The sequence below is a fragment of the Halomonas nitroreducens genome (assembly GCF_003966155.1).
Taxonomy (GTDB): domain Bacteria; phylum Pseudomonadota; class Gammaproteobacteria; order Pseudomonadales; family Halomonadaceae; genus Halomonas; species Halomonas nitroreducens.
Genome location: NZ_RXNS01000001.1, coordinates 95,211 through 110,358, shown reverse-complemented (window position 1 = coordinate 110,358; position 15,148 = coordinate 95,211). Strand labels below are relative to the sequence as shown.

The 15,148-nt window shown below is 70.6% G+C and carries 12 protein-coding genes and 1 riboswitch; of the genes, 6 read left to right on the top strand and 6 right to left on the bottom strand.

What is annotated here, in order from left to right; all coding sequences use genetic code 11:
- The first annotated feature begins 104 nt into the window (after positions 1–104).
- Positions 105–2,387 (top strand): selenide, water dikinase SelD, encoded by a 2,283-nt coding sequence (gene selD, locus EKG36_RS00390; RefSeq protein ID WP_126479874.1) that lies wholly within the window; start codon positions 105–107, stop codon positions 2,385–2,387.
- Positions 2,388–2,391: 4 nt separating this feature from the next.
- Here selD and senB read toward each other — a convergent pair whose 3' ends face one another.
- Positions 2,392–3,375 carry a selenoneine biosynthesis selenosugar synthase SenB gene (senB, locus tag EKG36_RS00385; RefSeq protein WP_221766017.1) on the bottom strand — a complete coding sequence of 328 codons (984 nt, stop codon included), beginning with the start codon at positions 3,373–3,375 and terminating at the stop codon, positions 2,392–2,394.
- 26 nt (positions 3,376–3,401) lie between these two features.
- On the opposite strand from senB, the gene senA reads away from it, so the two are divergent.
- From senA to EKG36_RS00365, 4 genes are all read left to right on the top strand, one after another.
- Complete coding sequence (senA, locus tag EKG36_RS00380) at positions 3,402–4,739, top strand: selenoneine synthase SenA (RefSeq protein ID WP_126479872.1); 1,338 nt, start codon at positions 3,402–3,404, stop codon at positions 4,737–4,739.
- An 80-nt stretch (positions 4,740–4,819) separates the two neighbouring features.
- Positions 4,820–5,677 carry a putative selenate ABC transporter substrate-binding protein gene (locus EKG36_RS00375; RefSeq protein ID WP_126479869.1) on the top strand — a complete coding sequence of 286 codons (858 nt, stop codon included), beginning with the start codon at positions 4,820–4,822 and terminating at the stop codon, positions 5,675–5,677.
- Positions 5,677–6,330: an ATP-binding cassette domain-containing protein gene (locus EKG36_RS00370; RefSeq protein WP_126479867.1), complete on the top strand. Its 654-nt coding sequence runs from the start codon at positions 5,677–5,679 to the stop codon at positions 6,328–6,330. Before EKG36_RS00375 ends, EKG36_RS00370 begins: the two co-directional genes overlap by 1 nt.
- 21 nt (positions 6,331–6,351) lie before the next feature.
- Positions 6,352–7,854, top strand: a complete 1,503-nt coding sequence (locus EKG36_RS00365; protein ID WP_221766016.1) for a PhnE/PtxC family ABC transporter permease — start codon at positions 6,352–6,354, stop codon at positions 7,852–7,854.
- A gap of 21 nt (positions 7,855–7,875) precedes the next feature.
- Here the strand turns inward: EKG36_RS00365 and EKG36_RS00360 are convergent, their stop codons facing one another.
- The 4 genes from EKG36_RS00360 to EKG36_RS00345 all read right to left on the bottom strand — a co-directional run bounded on the left by EKG36_RS00360 (position 7,876) and on the right by EKG36_RS00345 (position 13,061).
- On the bottom strand, positions 7,876–8,064 hold the full coding sequence (locus EKG36_RS00360) for a hypothetical protein (RefSeq protein WP_126479865.1): 189 nt from the start codon (positions 8,062–8,064) through the stop codon (positions 7,876–7,878).
- Positions 8,065–8,366: 302 nt separating this feature from the next.
- A complete protein-coding gene (locus EKG36_RS00355) occupies positions 8,367–9,911 on the bottom strand; it encodes a hypothetical protein (RefSeq protein ID WP_126479863.1) in 1,545 nt (514 codons plus the stop codon).
- Between the two features lie 4 nt (positions 9,912–9,915).
- Positions 9,916–11,604, bottom strand: a complete 1,689-nt coding sequence (ilvD, locus tag EKG36_RS00350; protein ID WP_126479861.1) for a dihydroxy-acid dehydratase — start codon at positions 11,602–11,604, stop codon at positions 9,916–9,918.
- Between the two features lie 68 nt (positions 11,605–11,672).
- Positions 11,673–13,061, bottom strand: a complete 1,389-nt coding sequence (locus EKG36_RS00345; RefSeq protein WP_126479859.1) for a sodium:solute symporter family transporter — start codon at positions 13,059–13,061, stop codon at positions 11,673–11,675.
- A riboswitch (TPP riboswitch) is annotated at positions 13,051–13,160 on the bottom strand. It overlaps the preceding gene by 11 nt.
- Before the next feature lie 118 nt (positions 13,161–13,278).
- Between EKG36_RS00345 and EKG36_RS00340 the strand changes: the two genes are divergently transcribed.
- Complete coding sequence (locus tag EKG36_RS00340; RefSeq protein WP_126479857.1) at positions 13,279–13,977, top strand: hypothetical protein; 699 nt, start codon at positions 13,279–13,281, stop codon at positions 13,975–13,977.
- Here EKG36_RS00340 and EKG36_RS00335 read toward each other — a convergent pair.
- Positions 13,974–15,104 carry a zinc-dependent alcohol dehydrogenase family protein gene (locus EKG36_RS00335; RefSeq protein WP_126479855.1) on the bottom strand — a complete coding sequence of 377 codons (1,131 nt, stop codon included), beginning with the start codon at positions 15,102–15,104 and terminating at the stop codon, positions 13,974–13,976. The genes EKG36_RS00340 and EKG36_RS00335 overlap by 4 nt on opposite strands.
- Positions 15,105–15,148 lie beyond the last annotated feature (44 nt).

Here is a 15,148-nt window from a genome sequence, read left to right as displayed (position 1 = left end):
GCTGGCAATGACTGACAGGCGCGCCCCCGAACGACGGGATGGCCTCCCGACGCCGGAATGCCTTTAGACTGGACCGGTCACCTCAATCTAGAGCGAGCCTGACCATGCAGCAACCGCAGCAACCGGTGTTACGCGATATCGTGCTGGTCGGCGGCGGCCACAGCCACGTCGGCGTGCTCAAGCGTTTCGCCATGCGGCCCGAGCCCGGGGTACGGCTGACCTTGATCTGCCGGGACTCCCATACCCCCTACTCCGGAATGCTGCCGGGCTACATCGCCGGTCACTACGACTATGACGAGGTGCATATCGATCTGCGCCGCCTGGCGGAATACGCCGGGGCACGCTTCCTGCGCGACGAGGCGATCGGCATCGACCATGAAGGACAGCGCGTCCTCTGCCGCTCGCGCCCCCCGGTCACCTACGACCAGCTGTCGATCAACATCGGCTCGACGCCGCGAGTGGAAACGGTCACAGGGGCCAGGGAGCATGCCGTGCCGGTCAAGCCGATCCATCGCTTCAACGACCGCTGGCAGACGCTGCTCGAGCGCGTCACCCATCACCCCGGGACCACGCGCATCGCCGTGGTCGGTGGAGGTGCCGGCGGCGTCGAGTTGCTGCTGGCCATGCAGCATCGCCTCCGCCGCGAGCTCGCCGACCGGGGCCGTGACCCGGACGAGCTGGCCTTCGCCCTCTTCACCCGTGGCGAGGTCTTCCTGCCGACCCACAATGCCCGTGTCCGGGCAAATTTCCGGGACCACCTTCGGGCTCGTGGCATCGCCGTGCATACCGGCACCGATATCACCGTCGTCGACGCCGGCCGGCTGCAGGACGCGAACGGCAGCTGGCATGAGGCTGACGAGATCGTCTGGGTGACCAACGCCGGCGGCGCCGCCTGGCTGCGCGACACCCGGCTCGAGCTCGATGACGACGGTTTCATCAAGGTCGGCGACACCCTCCAGTCGCTGAGCGATCCGCGGATCTTCGCCGCCGGCGATATCGCCCACCAGGTCAACCACCCCCGCGAGAAGGCCGGCGTCTTCGCCGTCCGCCAGGGTCGCCCGCTGGCCGACAACCTGCGCGCCGCCGTGACCGGCCGCCCCCTGACGTCCTACCGCCCCCAGGCCCGGTGGCTGGCCCTGATCAGCACCGGTGATCGGCACGCCGTGGCCTCGCGTGGCGAGCTGTGCCTGGCCGGCGACTGGGTCTGGCGCTGGAAGGACTGGATCGACCGGCGCTTCATGGCGCGCTTCAATGCCCTGCCCCCCATGGCGGAAGACAACGGCCAGGCTCCCGCGACCAGTCGGGTCGCCCTCGACAAGGAGGAGCATACCCAGGCCATCTCGGCCATCGCCATGCGCTGCGGCGGCTGTGGCGCCAAGGTTGGCGCCACCACCCTGTCCCGCGCCCTGTCGACCCTGCGACCGGTGGAACGGGAGGACGTCCTGGTGGGCCTGCACGCCCCGGACGATGCCGCCGTGGTGCGGGTGCCGCCGGGCAAGGCCATGGTGCATACCGTGGACTTCTTCCGCGCCTTCCTCGACGACCCCTATGTGTTCGGCAAGGTAGCCGCCAATCACGCCCTGGGCGACATCTTCGCCATGGGCGCCGAAGCCCAGACCGCCACGGCCGTGGCCACCGTGCCCCAGGGCCTGGAGGCCAAGGTCGAGGAGACCGTCTTCCAGATGATGACCGGCGCCATCGAGGTGCTCAATGCGGCCGGGTGCGCGCTGGTCGGCGGCCACACCGGGGAGGGCCAGGAGCTGGCCCTGGGGTTCGCCGTCAACGGCCTGATCGACACCGAGGGGGATGGCGCCCTGACCAAGGGCGGCCTGCACCCCGGCCAGGCGCTGATCCTTACCAAGCCCATCGGCACGGGCACCCTGTTCGCCGCCCATGCTCGGCTGGGGGCCAAGGGGCGCTGGATCGATGCCGCGCTCGAGAGCATGAGCCTGTCGAACCGCGAGGCCGCAACCTGCCTGCGAGAGCACGGCGCTTCCGCCTGTACCGACCTCACCGGCTTCGGCCTGCTCGGGCACCTGGTGGAGATGACGCGCCCCTCGAAGGTGGATGCCGAGCTCGACCTGACGGCCCTGCCGCTGCTAGAGGGCGCCGAGGATACCGTCGCCGCTGGCCTGCTGAGCTCGCTGCAACCGGCCAATGTGCGCCTGCGCCGGGCCATTCGCGACCAGGGAGCCTGGGTGGACCACCCCCGCTACCCCCTGCTGTTCGACCCCCAGACCGCCGGCGGCCTGCTGGCCGGCGTGCCGGCAGAACGTGCCGAGGCCTGCCTCGCCGCCCTGCACGCCCAAGGCTACCGCCAAGCCGCGATCATCGGCCGCGTCCGGGAGGTCGGCGAGGCTCTGGAGCCCATCGTGCTGAGGGAGTGACGGCTCAGAGGCCGCAGATGGCGAGCACGCCGGCCAGGGCATCACGCTCGGCCTCGGGGCGGAACAGCAGCGCCCGGGCCGCGACATGGCGGCGCAGCGTCTCGACGAACGACGCCTCCCGCTCGGCGCGCAGCAGGCAGGCACGAAGGGCCTCGGTATCGGTCACGGGAAAGTAACCGGGATAGGCCTCGCCCAGCAGCCCGCGATTGCCGGGAATGTCGGAGGCCACCACCGGCAGGCCGGCCACGCAGGCCTCGCTGACCACGTTGGCGCCCCCTTCCATCCGCGAGCTGATCACCATCAGCCGTGAGCGTGCCATCCAGCGGCGCACCCGCCAGCGGGGCAGATCGCCCAGCCAGCGGAAGCGCGGGTTGCGGGCCATCTCGTCGCGGGCCGCGCGGGCCCAGTCGTCGCTGCAAGCACTGCCGAGCTGCACCACCCGCAGCCGTGACGTCGGCGGCAGGTCGCGCGCCGCCAGGGCCGCGCGCAGCGAGTCCTTCTCCTCGCGCAGGTGGCCGGCGACCAGCACCTCGAAGGCTCGCTCCTTCGGGCCCGGGGCCCGGGGCGGCAACGGCAGCGCCGACTGGTGCACGATTCGCAGGCGTGGATGGAAGCGCGTCGGCAGATCCTCTTCCAGACAGTCGTGCAATCCGACCAGCACATCCGCCGCGTCCAGACTGTCGAGAAACGCCTCGGGATGGCTATGCTGGAAACGGTAGACGTCGGTGCCGGTGAGCACTACGACCACCGGGCAGGCGAAAGCCTCGCGGCAGGCCCGGATGGCAGCATGGCTGCGCCAGGCATGGAGGGCGAACAGCAGGTCCGGCGGCCGGCTGCCGAAGCGCCAGCTGGTCGGGGCTTCCTCCGGCCCCGCCAGGCGCACGCGGCAGCCTAGCTCCCGCAGGCGTCGCGCCCAGCGGGTCGCCGTGGTCCGGTTGCCGGCCCGCGATCCCCGTCCGGCCGGGGTCACCAGCGTCACCTTCAGCACATCCCCACTCCCTTGATGAGGTCGGCATGATCGCCACACCGCCAACGCCACCGCGAGCCGCCGACGAGCTGGCGGCGATGCTCACCGAGTCCCGTGACCGTAGCCTGGCCCTGATGCGAGAGCTTCTCGAGGCCCGCGAGCTGGGGCCCTGCCTGGCCATCGTCAACCCGCCGCTGTGGGAGTTCGGCCACCTGGGCTACTTCCATGACCATTTCGCCCTGCGCGGGCTGTATGGACTGCCCGACTACCGGCTGCCCGGAGCCGAGCGACTCTTCGATTCCAGCAGCATCGCCCACGACGACCGTTGGGCGCTACCCCTGCCCTCCCGCGAGGAGACGCTGGACTACCTGGGCCGGGTCCAGCAGGCCATGCTCGAACGCCTGCCCGATGGCCAGGCCAGTGCCGCCCAGAGCTACGTCTATCAACTCACCACCCTGCACGAGGACATGCACGGCGAGGCCTTCGTTTACACCCGCCAGACCCTGGGCGACCCGCCACCCGCGCTGGGCTCGCCCCTCCCCGGGCAGCCCCCCCTCGACGCCCCGGCCGGGGCGCTGCCCGGCGATGTCGCCGTTCCCGGCGGGCGGCACCTGCTGGGCTCCAACGACACCGTGCCCTTCCGCTTCGACAATGAGAAACCGCCCCTGGAGGTCGAGGTCGCCCCCTTCGCCATCGCACGAGCACCGGTGACCAACGCCGAATTCGCCGCCTTCGTCGACGACGATGGCTATGCCCGCCCCGAGCTGTGGAGCTCGACCGGCTGGGCATGGCGAGAGGCACGCGACCTCCAGGCGCCCCTGTACTGGCGCAAGGCCGTCGGCGGCGGCTGGGAGGAACGACGCTTCGATCGCTGGTACCCCCTCGCCCCCCATCAGCCGGTGGTGCATGTCAGCTTCCACGAGGCCGAGGCCTGGTGTCGCTGGGCCGGACGGCGCCTGCCTAGCGAGGCCGAGTGGGAGGTCGCCGCCAGCCGGGCGCCCAACCCCGACGGGCGATCACTCGCCCCGGGCAAGCGCCGCCACCCCTGGGGCGAGGCGCCACCCGACGGCCGGCTCGCCAACCTGGACGGCTGGCTGCTGGGGCGCCTCGATGTGGCGGCGCTGCCCGAAGGCGACAGCGCCTTCGGCTGCCGCCAGATGCTGGGTAACGTCTGGGAGTGGACGGCCTCGTCCTTCGGCCCCTTCCCGGGCTTCGAACCCGACCTCTACCGCGATTACTCCGCACCCTGGTTCGTCGAGGGGCGCCGGGTGCTGCGCGGCGGGGCCTGGGCCACTCGCTCGCGACTGATCCACAACGGCTATCGCAACTTCTTCACGCCCGACCGACAGGATATCCTCTCCGGCTTTCGCACCTGCGCGCGTTGAGGCCGGCGCGACCGAATCGGAAAGCCCCGGACTTTTGGGTAACATGTCGGTTCGCCCGCCCTTTCCTGAAGGAGAACTCCATGCTCGGACGCCTGACCCTCGCCCTGTCGCTGGCCCTGGCCGCCCCCCTGGCCGGTGCCGCGGAACCCTTCGTGTTCACCGCCATCCCCGACGAGGACGAGACCCGGCTGCAGGAGCGGTTCGAGAAGGTCGCCGACTACCTCGAGGACGAGCTCGACGTCGAGGTGCGCTTCGTGCCGGTGAAGTCCTATGCCGCCGCCGTCAGCGCCTTCCGCAACGACCAGGTGCAGCTGGCCTGGTTCGGCGGCCTCTCCGGCGTCCAGGCCCGCGAGCGCGTGCCGGGCTCCCGGGCCCTGGCCCAGGGCGTCGAGGATGCCCGGTTCCGGACCTACTTCATCGCCCACGAGAGCACGGGCCTGGAGGAAGGCGCCGGGCTGGTCGACGACATGCGCGGCATGACCTTCACCTTCGGCTCCAAGGGTTCCACCTCCGGGCGGCTGATGCCCGAGCACTTCCTGCGCGAGGCCTTCGGCGAGGCCCCGGAGGAGGTCTTCTCCCGGGTCGGGTTCAGCGGCAACCACAGCCGCACCGCCTCGCTGGTGGCCACCGGGGCCTATCAGCTCGGGGCCCTCAACTACACCGTCTGGGAGAACGAGGTCGAGGCCGGCAACATCGATACCGACAGCGTCAGGGTCATCTGGGAGACCCCAGCCTACCCGGACTATCAGTGGAGCATCCGTGGCGACGTCGATGACCGCTTCGGCGAGGGCTTCGCCGATCGCGTCCAGCAGGCGTTGCTCGACATGAACGACCCGGCACTGCTCGAGAGCTTCCCGCGTTCCGGCTTCATCCCCGTGAGCAATGACGACTACGAGGTCATCCGCGAGGTCGGCCGGCAGCTCGACATCCTCGACTGATGAACGCGCTGGCACTCACCAATATCGTCGCCGACTACGGCACGCAGCGGGTCCTCGGCCCGCTGAGCATCACCCTGGCCCCGGGTCAGCGAGTCGCGCTGGTGGGCAAGAGCGGCGCCGGCAAGTCGACGCTGCTCGGCATCATGCATCGGCACTGGCGATGCCAGGGCGTGGCGCTGATGCCGCAGGAGCTGGGCCTGGTGCCTTCGCTGAGTGTCTTCCACAACGTCTTCATGGGCCGGCTCGCCGGACGCCCCGTCTGGTACAACCTGGCGAGCCTGGTGCGTCCCTTCCACCGCGACGTGGCCACGATCCTGCCCCTGCTGGAGCAACTGGGCATCGCCGACAAGTGCTGGACGGCCAGCGGCGAACTCTCCGGCGGCCAGCGCCAGCGAGTCGCGGCGGCCAGGGCGATCCACCAGCAGGGCGAGCTGCTGCTCGCCGACGAGCCGGTCTCGGCGCTCGACGGTCCCTTGTCCGACGCGGTGATGGCGGCGCTGACCGAGGCCTACCCCACCGCTGTGCTGGCCATGCACGACGTGGAGCTGGCGCTGCGCTATACCGACCGCGTGATCGGCATCGCCGATGGCACCATCGCCCTGGACGCCCCCAGCCATACACTCAGTTCCCACGACCTACGGGTCCTGTACTGAGTGGGAAAAGGCACGTCGAAGATGGATTCCTACCGGACAGGAAAGGCGGCCATCTGGCACTCGCCCACCATTCGCACCAGCCTGGCCTTCGTGGTCCTGGCCATCGCCTGTGCCTTCCTGGCCGATTTCCGGATCAGCGCGCACGACCCCTGGGGGGAACTGGGACGCCTCCTGCTGGGGCTGGTCCAGCCAGACTTCACTGCCGTGGACTACCTGGGCGAGGCGATCCTGCGCACCCTGGCCTTCGCCTTCGTCGGGGTCGGCCTGGGGGCCGGGGCCGGCATGCTCCTGGCGCTGGCGTTCCGCTATCGCACGGTGCGCACCCTCTGCGCCTTCGTGCGCGCCATTCATGAGCTGTTCTGGGCGCTGATCTTCCTGCAGTTCTTCGGGCTCCACCCCCTCACCGGCGTCCTGGCCATCGCCCTCCCCTATGCCGGGGTCTTCGCCAAGGTCTATGCCGAGATCCTCGAGGAGGCCGACCCCGAACCCTACCGGGTACTCCCCCACGGCACCGGGGTAGTCTCGGCACTGGCCTACACGCGCATCAGCCAGGCCTGGCCACACCTGGTCAGCTACACCGCCTATCGGCTGGAGTGCGGCCTGCGTTCCAGTGCCGTGCTGGGCTTCGTCGGCATCCCCACCCTCGGCTTCTACCTGGACTCGTCCTTCTCCCAGGGTCAATACGCCACGGTGGGGGCCCTGCTGCTGCTGTTCTATTTGCTGATCGCCACCCTCAAGCTGTGGGTCCGCCCGCGCTTCTTGCCCATCTACCTGCTCGCCGCCCCCTTCCTGCTCGGCAGCGGGCTGCCGATCCGCTGGCAGAACGTGTCACGCTTCTTCACCGAGGACATCGTCCCGGCGCCTCTGCGACGGGGCGAGGGCCTCGATGGCCTGCTGCCGTGGCTGGGCGAGTTGCTCGCCGACCAGGCACTGCCCGGCATCTGGAACACCCTGATCCTGACCCAGGTCGCCCTGGTGGTCACCGGGATCCTGACTCTGGCCCTCTATCCGCTGGCCTCGCGGCACTTCACCCACCGCCTGAGTGGCGCGTTGGGGCACACCCTGCTCGTCATCCTGCGCTCCACCCCGGAATACCTGCTGGCCTTCATCCTGCTCCAGCTGTGGGGGCCCTCGATGCTGCCGGCGGTGGTGGCGCTGGCCATCCATAACGGCGGCATCATCGGCCACCTGATCGGCCGACGCAGCAACGCCATCGCCTTGCGCCCGGATGCCCCCCGCGGCGTCGAGCGCTACGCCTACGAACTCACCCCGCGGCTCTATGGTCCCTTCCTGGCTTTCCTCTTCTATCGCTGGGAAATCATCATGCGCGAGACGGCCATCCTCGGCATCCTCGGCATCGCCACCCTGGGCTTCTACGTGGACAGCGCCATTCAGGAGATCCGTTTCGACCAGGCCCTGATCCTGATCGTCATCACCGCCCTGCTCAACATCGGCGTGGACATCCTCGCCCGCCACCTGCGGGCCCGCCTACGGCTTCGCCATGCCGCCACCAGCGAGCCCTGAAGGCGCCGGGCACCGCCGGGGTCAATCCTCGCGCTGCTCGTATTCCTCGGCGGCCCGTATCGCCTCCGCCTCGGTATCGTGTTCGGAGACGACGATCTCGTTGTCGGGATCGGTCTCGTCGATCACGTGCCAGCCAATCACCGGCAGGTTCATGTTCTCCGCCTCGTGAACGGGCTCGATGCGGGCTTGTTTCGGTCCTGTCTTCGGCATATCGCCTCCTGTGGGCAACGAAGGGTATCCACCAAACCAGCAGCCTGTCGGGCTTAACGCCGATCCACTGTGAATCCCGGTCTTTCGGCGAAGATTATTCGATCCATTTCGTTAAATAGCGCGCTATCCGCCTCAACCGATCGGTCAATTTGACTCGAAATCCGGGATTCTCTTGACGATCGTTCGAACCCCACAGGTTGCTAGCCTCTCGGGCGTAATGCTGATCGGCTGCGAGACTCGCCCTTCGAGCGTCTCGCGCCCGCCGCACCCGAGCGCCCTGACGATTCGCCAAGGACGTCACTTCAGCGAGGCCGTGCGAAGGCCCCCTCGAACAGGAAGGGCTCATCAAAGTGGCGCCGGCCGACGAACACCGTGGCGTGGGTGCCCCACTGGCGCATCGCTCCGGGACTGCGGATCCCCGCGGGCCACAGGATAAAGCGCTCGAGGCGCTCGGTGCCCGCCACGATCCCCTCGGGGCCGAACAGGCTGCGCCGACCGTCGCCGGGCAGCGCCAGGGAGCGACGCCCGTAGCGCGGCGGCTGGCGGGTCAGCCGCAGGGCATAGGTAGCGTCGGCGCCCGCGGCGCCATCGACCGTATCCAGGCCGACCAGGTAGTGGCTGACCGCGGCCAGCTGTACCACCAGCCGCTGCCCCGCGCTCCGCAGCGGTGTATACGCCGGTGTCAGCGGCGCCTCACGCAGGTCGTGGTCCGCCGGCACCGCGACCCGGCGCAGCGGCGATACCGGGAAGAACAGATGGTAGCAGCCACAGGCATGGATGCTGTCATGGATCAGTGGCCGGCCGTCCGCCCCCAGGGTCACCCGCCAGACCACCCCGTCCAGGCGCCCGCCGAGGATGTCGAAGGCCCCCCGCCGGGTACGCGCCGGGAACCACACCGTGTAGACGAGCTGTGGCAGGACCCGTCCGCCGAAGCGGGTATGGGCGAGGCGCACATCGGCCACCGGGTGGTTGGTGTCCACTGCCGGCAGCGGCCCCGACGGGCCCCGCCGCCAGTAGGGGGCACCGAGGCGGTCGTCGTGGCCCCGGGTCTCGATGGCGAACACCGGCGCGTGGTAGGCGGCCAGGCGCAGCAGGGTCTCGTCGTCGAGGTCGACCAGCCCCAGGGGGCTGCGCGGGGCCGTGCGCACCAGCCGGGCGGCGGCCTCGTCGTCCAGGGGGGGGCCCTCGGGCACGGCAGGGGCATAGCGCCGCGCCGCGCCCCGGGTCGGGAAGGGCCCGTCGAAACCGCTCAGGTAGGCGTCCCGCCAGCGTCCATAGCCCAGCGACAATCCCACCCGCGCCAGGGGATAGAGCCCCAGCACCCGCCAGGTGTCCACGTAGTGATCGGGGGCCGCCACGGCCTCGCGCAGCGCCGACCGGGCCGGGCCGTCCTCCGGCCCCAGCAGTTCCGCGGCCAACAGCCGGTCACCGCAGGCATTGGCCGCCACGGCCGGCGCCTTGCCGGCCGTGTGCCGCGCCAGGCGCTCGCGGGCCGGGGCCGGCAGGTTGGCGGCCTCGATCCGCCGCGCCTCGGCATCGCCCTGTCGCATGCGCCCCAGCCAGTCGACATAGCGCGGCGCGTCGGGATGATGACGCAACGCCGGGGCGAAGCTCGCCAGCAGGCGGTCGCTGCGCAGGTACGGGAACCCGGCGACCCGGGCCCTGCCGGCATCGTCGACGCTCGCCTCGGCCACCTCGGCATCGAAGGCAGTGAGCAGAGCCCGGCACCGCTCACGGTCGGGAGATGGCGCCTCCCGCCAGGCCGGGACCCCGGCGCAGCCCGCGAGCAGCAGCAGCGCCAGCAGCGCCGCCCCGGTCACGCGCCCGACGGCACGGGAGCGGTGCATGGTCCTACACCGGCCGGTCGGTCACCGCCCCCGTCGAGGCGGAGCTGACCGTGCGGGCGTACTTGGCCAGCACCCCGCGGGTATAGCGCGGTGCCGGCGGCTGCCAGGCGGCCCGGCGACGCGCGAGCTCGGCATCGTCCAGGGCCACCTCGATGGTGTCCGCTTCGGCGTCGATGGTGATGGTGTCACCGTCCTCGACCAGCGCCAGGGGCCCACCGTCGAAGGCCTCGGGGGTGACATGGCCGACCACGAAGCCATGGCTGCCACCGGAGAAGCGTCCGTCGGTGATCAGCGCCACCTCGCTGCCGAGCCCGCGCCCCATGATCGCCGAGGTCGGGGTGAGCATCTCGCGCATGCCGGGCCCGCCACGCGGCCCCTCGTAGCGAATCACCACCACGTCGCCGGCCACCACGCTGCCGTCGTTGATGCGCGCCTGGGCCTCCTCCTCGGAGCCGAACACCCGGGCCCGCCCGGAGAAGCGGGTGCCCTCCTTGCCGGTGATCTTGGCCACCGCGCCCTCCGGGGCCAGGTTGCCATGCAGGACGCGCAGGTGGCTCTCGGCCTTCAGCGGCGCCTCGAGGGACGCGATGATCGCCTGGTCCTCGGGATAGGGAGCCACGTTAGCCAGGTTCTCCGCCAGGGTGGCGCCGGTCACGGTCAGGCAGTCGCCGTGCAGCAGTCCCGCCTCGAGCAGGGTCTTCATCAGCGGCTGGATGCCGCCGATCTCGACCAGTTCGCTCATCATGTACTGGCCGCTGGGCCGCAGGTCGGCGAGCACCGGCACCCGCCGGCCGATCTCGGTGAAGTCGCCGAGCGCGAGGGGCACGCCCACCGCGTCGGCCATGGCAATCAGATGCAGCACCGCGTTGGTGGAGCCGCCCAGGGCGATGACCACGGTGATGGCGTTCTCGAAGGCCTCGCGGGTCATGATGTCCGAGGGCTTGATGTCGCGCTCGAGCAGCGTCAGCACCGCCTCCCCCGCCGCCCGGCTGTCATCGTGCTTGGCTCGGGACACGGCATTCTGCGCCGAGCTGCCGGGCAGGCTCATGCCCAGGGCCTCGATGGCCGAGGCCATGGTGTTGGCAGTGTACATGCCGCCGCAGGCACCGGGACCGGGGATCGCCGTTTCCTCGATCTGCTTGACCTCGATGAGGTCGAGATCGCCGCGGCTGTGGGCGCCCATGGCCTCGAACACCGAGACGATGTCGGTGTGCCCCTCGCCGGGCAGGATGGTGCCGCCATAGACGAACACGCTGGGCCGGTCGAGCCGCGCCAGGCCGATCAGGCAGCCGGGCATGTTCTTGTCGCAGCCGCCGATGGCCACCAGGCCATCGAAGCCCTCGCAGCCGGCCACCGTCTCGATGGAATCGGCGATCACCTCCCGGGACACCAGCGAGTACTTCATGCCTTCGGTGCCGTTGGCAATGCCGTCGGAGATGGTGATGGTATTGAAGATCACGCCCTTGCCACCGGCCGCATCGGCGCCGGCACTGGCCTGTTCGGCCAGCTCACCGATATGGCTGTTGCAGGGCGTGACCCGGCTCCAGGTGGAGGCGATGCCCACCTGGGGCTTGGCGAAGTCGGCATCGGTGAAGCCCACCGCGCGCAGCATGGCGCGGCTGGCCGACTTGCCGACGCCATCCACCACCGGGGCGGAATGGCGTCGACGCGGATCCTGTGGCGTATCGCTCATGGCGCGGCTTCCTCTGTTCGGTTGGGTAACCTTCAGAGGGTGGCCGTCATCCCCCGGCCTGGCAACCGTCAGGCGGTGTGCGGTGCCCGGGCCGGGCGCCACCAGGCCACCAGCAGACCGACCAGGGTAGAGGCGAGCAGCGCCCCGAGGAAGGGCGGCAGCGTCGGCACCCCGGCCGGGAAGCTCGCCGCCAGCAGCCCCTCGGCGAGGCTGCCGGTGACGACCCAGCCCGGCAGCACGGCCCCGGCGAGGCCCGCCACGCCGCCGGCCAGGGCCGCGGCGGCACTCATCCGCGGCCACAGGCCCAGCAGCACCGGTACCACGATGGCGGCGCACAGCAGGTCGGCGATCAGGAACAGCCGCAGCACCGAGAGCCCCTGCAGGGCGATGACCACCACCGGCACCATCAGCGCCACCGTGACCCAGCGTGCCGCCCGCAGGGACAGGCCCCGCCGCCCGGCGCCGGCCACCGCCAGGGAGGCAATGCCGTTCTGCAGGGTATCCACGCTGGAGGCGACCAGCGTCACCGCCAGCACCAGGGCCGGCAGGGCCAGCCAGTCCGGCGCCCCACTGAGCAGGGCGAAGAAGGGGATCGGCGGCTCGCCCAGGGCCAGGCCGCTCATGGCGGCGAGGATGCCGAGGCCGCCGACCACCGCCACGACCAGCACGGTAACGGCGCCGCCCAGCCAGGCGCCCTGCCCGAGGGCCCGCGCGTCCCGGGCCGCCCATACCCGCTGCCAGTAGCCCTGGTGGAAGAGGTTCGCCGCCGTGACGGCGATCACCAGGGTCAGGGCCACGGAGAGGGCGTCGACGGGAGGGATCGACGGCATCACCGCCTCCGCCGGCAGCGCCGGAAGGCGCATCACGGCCACGCCGCCGACCACGGCCAGCAGCGCCAGCAGCAGCCAGGCCTGCCAGCGGTCGGTGGCGAGGCTCGCCCGCAGGCCCCCCAGCGCCGTGTAGAGCAACGTGGCCAGGGCCACCCCGATCACCACCAGCTCGGGCGGCACCGCGGAGAGCAGCCCGGTGATGGCGCCGATGGCGGTCAGCTCGGCCGCCAGGAAACAGGCCATGTAGAGGATTGATACCAGCGACACCCAGCGCCGCACCCCGGCGCCGAAGCAGGCCTCGGCATACTCGCCGATGCTGCGACCCTCGGGGAGACGCCGACGGATGGCCGGCCCGAACAGGCCCAGCACGAGAAACGGCAGGGCCGAGCCGATGGCATAGCCGGCCAGGGCCACGGGGCCCACGAAGGCGCCGATCTCCGGCGGGGCGAAGAGGATCCAGGCTCCCATGCCGGAGGCCAGGAAGGACAGGCCCAGCGTCGAGGCCGTCTGGGAGTTGCGGGCGGTGACGTAGTCGTCGAGGGGCCCGTCGACACGCCGGGCCCGCAGGCCCAGCACGGTGAAACACAGCAGCGCCGCGCCAAGCACGGCTGACGTCAGGTAAGGCATGTCGCGCTTCCTCCGCCGGCATGAACCGGATCAGGTTCCAGGGTCAGCGCCGAGCGCTCTCTCAGCCCCAGCCGTGGCGGGACTCCCCTGGCGACAGTGAATGAATTGTCCTGGATGCACCTCAAGTGACGGCCGACTCGGCCGATATCGAAGTCACCACATCAGCATGACACAACAGCGTCCGATGTCGAACGCTCACTCTCGCCGGGAAGCCGCCATGCCATTTTCCGAAGCCAAGGAACACGCCCCCGGGCGCCTGCATCATCTGTTCGCCGACCCCTACACTGCCTTCGACAACCTTGTCGCCGAACGCCTGCTCCACCTGCGGGTGGCCCTGCAGGCCCTGCTCGAGGCCCCGATGCGCGAGGGTCGACTGCTGCTGCGGGTCATCCACGGCTGGGAGAACGGTGGCTTCGCCCCCGAGGACCTCCAGCACAGCGACCATCGCCTGGAGGACCTCGCCTCCCTGCACCGCGTGACCGGGCGCTACCACCAGGCCGCCGAAGCCCTGGCCCCGCTGCCCCGGGATGCCGCATCGCTGCTGGCCGAGCCCCTGGCAACGGCCATCGCCACTGCCGAAGCCCGAGGCCAGGAGATCGACCGGACGACCCGAGAGAGCCCGGCCCGCTGGCCGGCCTTCCCCCGAGGACTCAGCCTCTACACCTTCTTCAAGGTCTACCACCGCCTCACCTACGGCGAGGACGATGCCTACCGCTCGATCCGCTGCGAGACCCCCGAGGGCCTCCGCGAGGTCCATGAATTCCATCTGGAGGAAGGCGAGTTTGCCGTGGTGATCCCCACTGACGGCGAGCAGGGCGAGAGCGTGCTGCTGCTGCACGAGAGCCAGCTGGCGCCGGTACAGCAGCTGCTGGAGGAGAGCGGCTTGGCTGGCGAGTGGCCGGAGCTGGCCCGCTAGTCGAACGTGACGACCTGGCGGATGGCCTGGCCGGCGGCCAGCGCCTCGAAGCCGTCGTTGATCTCGTCGAGGGTCAGCACCCGGGAAAGCAGCCGGTCCACGGGCAGCTTGCCCTGCTGGAACAGGCCGACATAGCGGCCCACGTCACGCACCGGCACGCAGCTGCCCACATAGCTGCCACGCAGGGTGCGCTCCTCGGCCACCAGGCTGACCTGCTGGATGGCCACCTTGCGCTCGGGATGGGCGAGCCCGCCGGTCACCGTCAGCCCACCGCGGCGGGTGACCCGGTAGGCGAACTCCAGGGCCTTTTCGGAGCCGGCCATCTCGATGGCGCAGTCCACGCCCCCGCCGGTGGCCTCGCGCACCCGCTCCACGGCATCCGGGGCGGCACTGTTGATGGCCCGGGTCGCGCCCAGCGACTCGGCCAGTGCCAGCTTGTCGTCGTCCAGGTCGAGGGCGACGACCTCGCCGGCCCCGGCCACCAGGGCGCCGAGCACGGCGTTGAGCCCCACTCCGCCCAGCCCCACCACGGCCACCGACTGGCCGGCGCGAATGCCGGCCGAGTTGACGGCGGCTCCCACCCCGGTGAGCACGGCACAGCCGAACAGCGCCGCATGCTCGAAGGGCAGGCGCGGATCGATCCGGACCAGGGAATGGCGCGACACCACGGCATGGTCGGCGAAGGCGGAGACCCCCAGGTGGTGGTTCACGGGGGTGCCGTCGGCACGCTGGAGGCGATGTTCGCCGCTCACCAGGGTCCCCGCATTGTTGGCGGCGTTGCCTGGCTCGCACAGCGCCGGGCGCCCCTCGGCGCAGGGCGGGCAATGGCCGCAGCTGGGCACGAAGACGGCCACCACATGGTCACCCTCGGCCAGGTCGGTCACGCCGCGGCCGACCGCCTTGACCACCCCGGCGGCCTCGTGGCCCAGGGCCATGGGGACCGGACGCGGCCGGTTGCCGTCGATGACCGAGAGGTCCGAGTGGCAGAGCCCCGCCGCCTTGATCTGCACCAGCACCTCATTGTCGCCTGGCGGCGCCAGCTCGAGTTCCTCGATCACCAGGGGCTGACTCTCGGTGTAGGGCCTGTCTCGCCCGATGGCCTGCAGGACGGCGGCGCGGATCTTCATGGGGATGACTCCTTTCTCGAAAATCGGGGAAGCACGAAATAGCA

Coding starts and splice junctions, on each gene's coding strand:
- selD (WP_126479874.1), top strand. CDS start 105: ATGCAGCAACCGCAGCAACCGGTGTTACGCGATATCGTGCTGGTCGGC.
- senA (WP_126479872.1), top strand. CDS start 3,402: ATGATCGCCACACCGCCAACGCCACCGCGAGCCGCCGACGAGCTGGCG.
- EKG36_RS00375 (WP_126479869.1), top strand. CDS start 4,820: ATGCTCGGACGCCTGACCCTCGCCCTGTCGCTGGCCCTGGCCGCCCCC.
- EKG36_RS00370 (WP_126479867.1), top strand. CDS start 5,677: ATGAACGCGCTGGCACTCACCAATATCGTCGCCGACTACGGCACGCAG.
- EKG36_RS00365 (WP_221766016.1), top strand. CDS start 6,352: ATGGATTCCTACCGGACAGGAAAGGCGGCCATCTGGCACTCGCCCACC.
- EKG36_RS00360 (WP_126479865.1), bottom strand. CDS start 8,064: ATGCCGAAGACAGGACCGAAACAAGCCCGCATCGAGCCCGTTCACGAG.
- EKG36_RS00355 (WP_126479863.1), bottom strand. CDS start 9,911: ATGCACCGCTCCCGTGCCGTCGGGCGCGTGACCGGGGCGGCGCTGCTG.
- ilvD (WP_126479861.1), bottom strand. CDS start 11,604: ATGAGCGATACGCCACAGGATCCGCGTCGACGCCATTCCGCCCCGGTG.
- EKG36_RS00345 (WP_126479859.1), bottom strand. CDS start 13,061: ATGCCTTACCTGACGTCAGCCGTGCTTGGCGCGGCGCTGCTGTGTTTC.
- EKG36_RS00340 (WP_126479857.1), top strand. CDS start 13,279: ATGCCATTTTCCGAAGCCAAGGAACACGCCCCCGGGCGCCTGCATCAT.
- EKG36_RS00335 (WP_126479855.1), bottom strand. CDS start 15,104: ATGAAGATCCGCGCCGCCGTCCTGCAGGCCATCGGGCGAGACAGGCCC.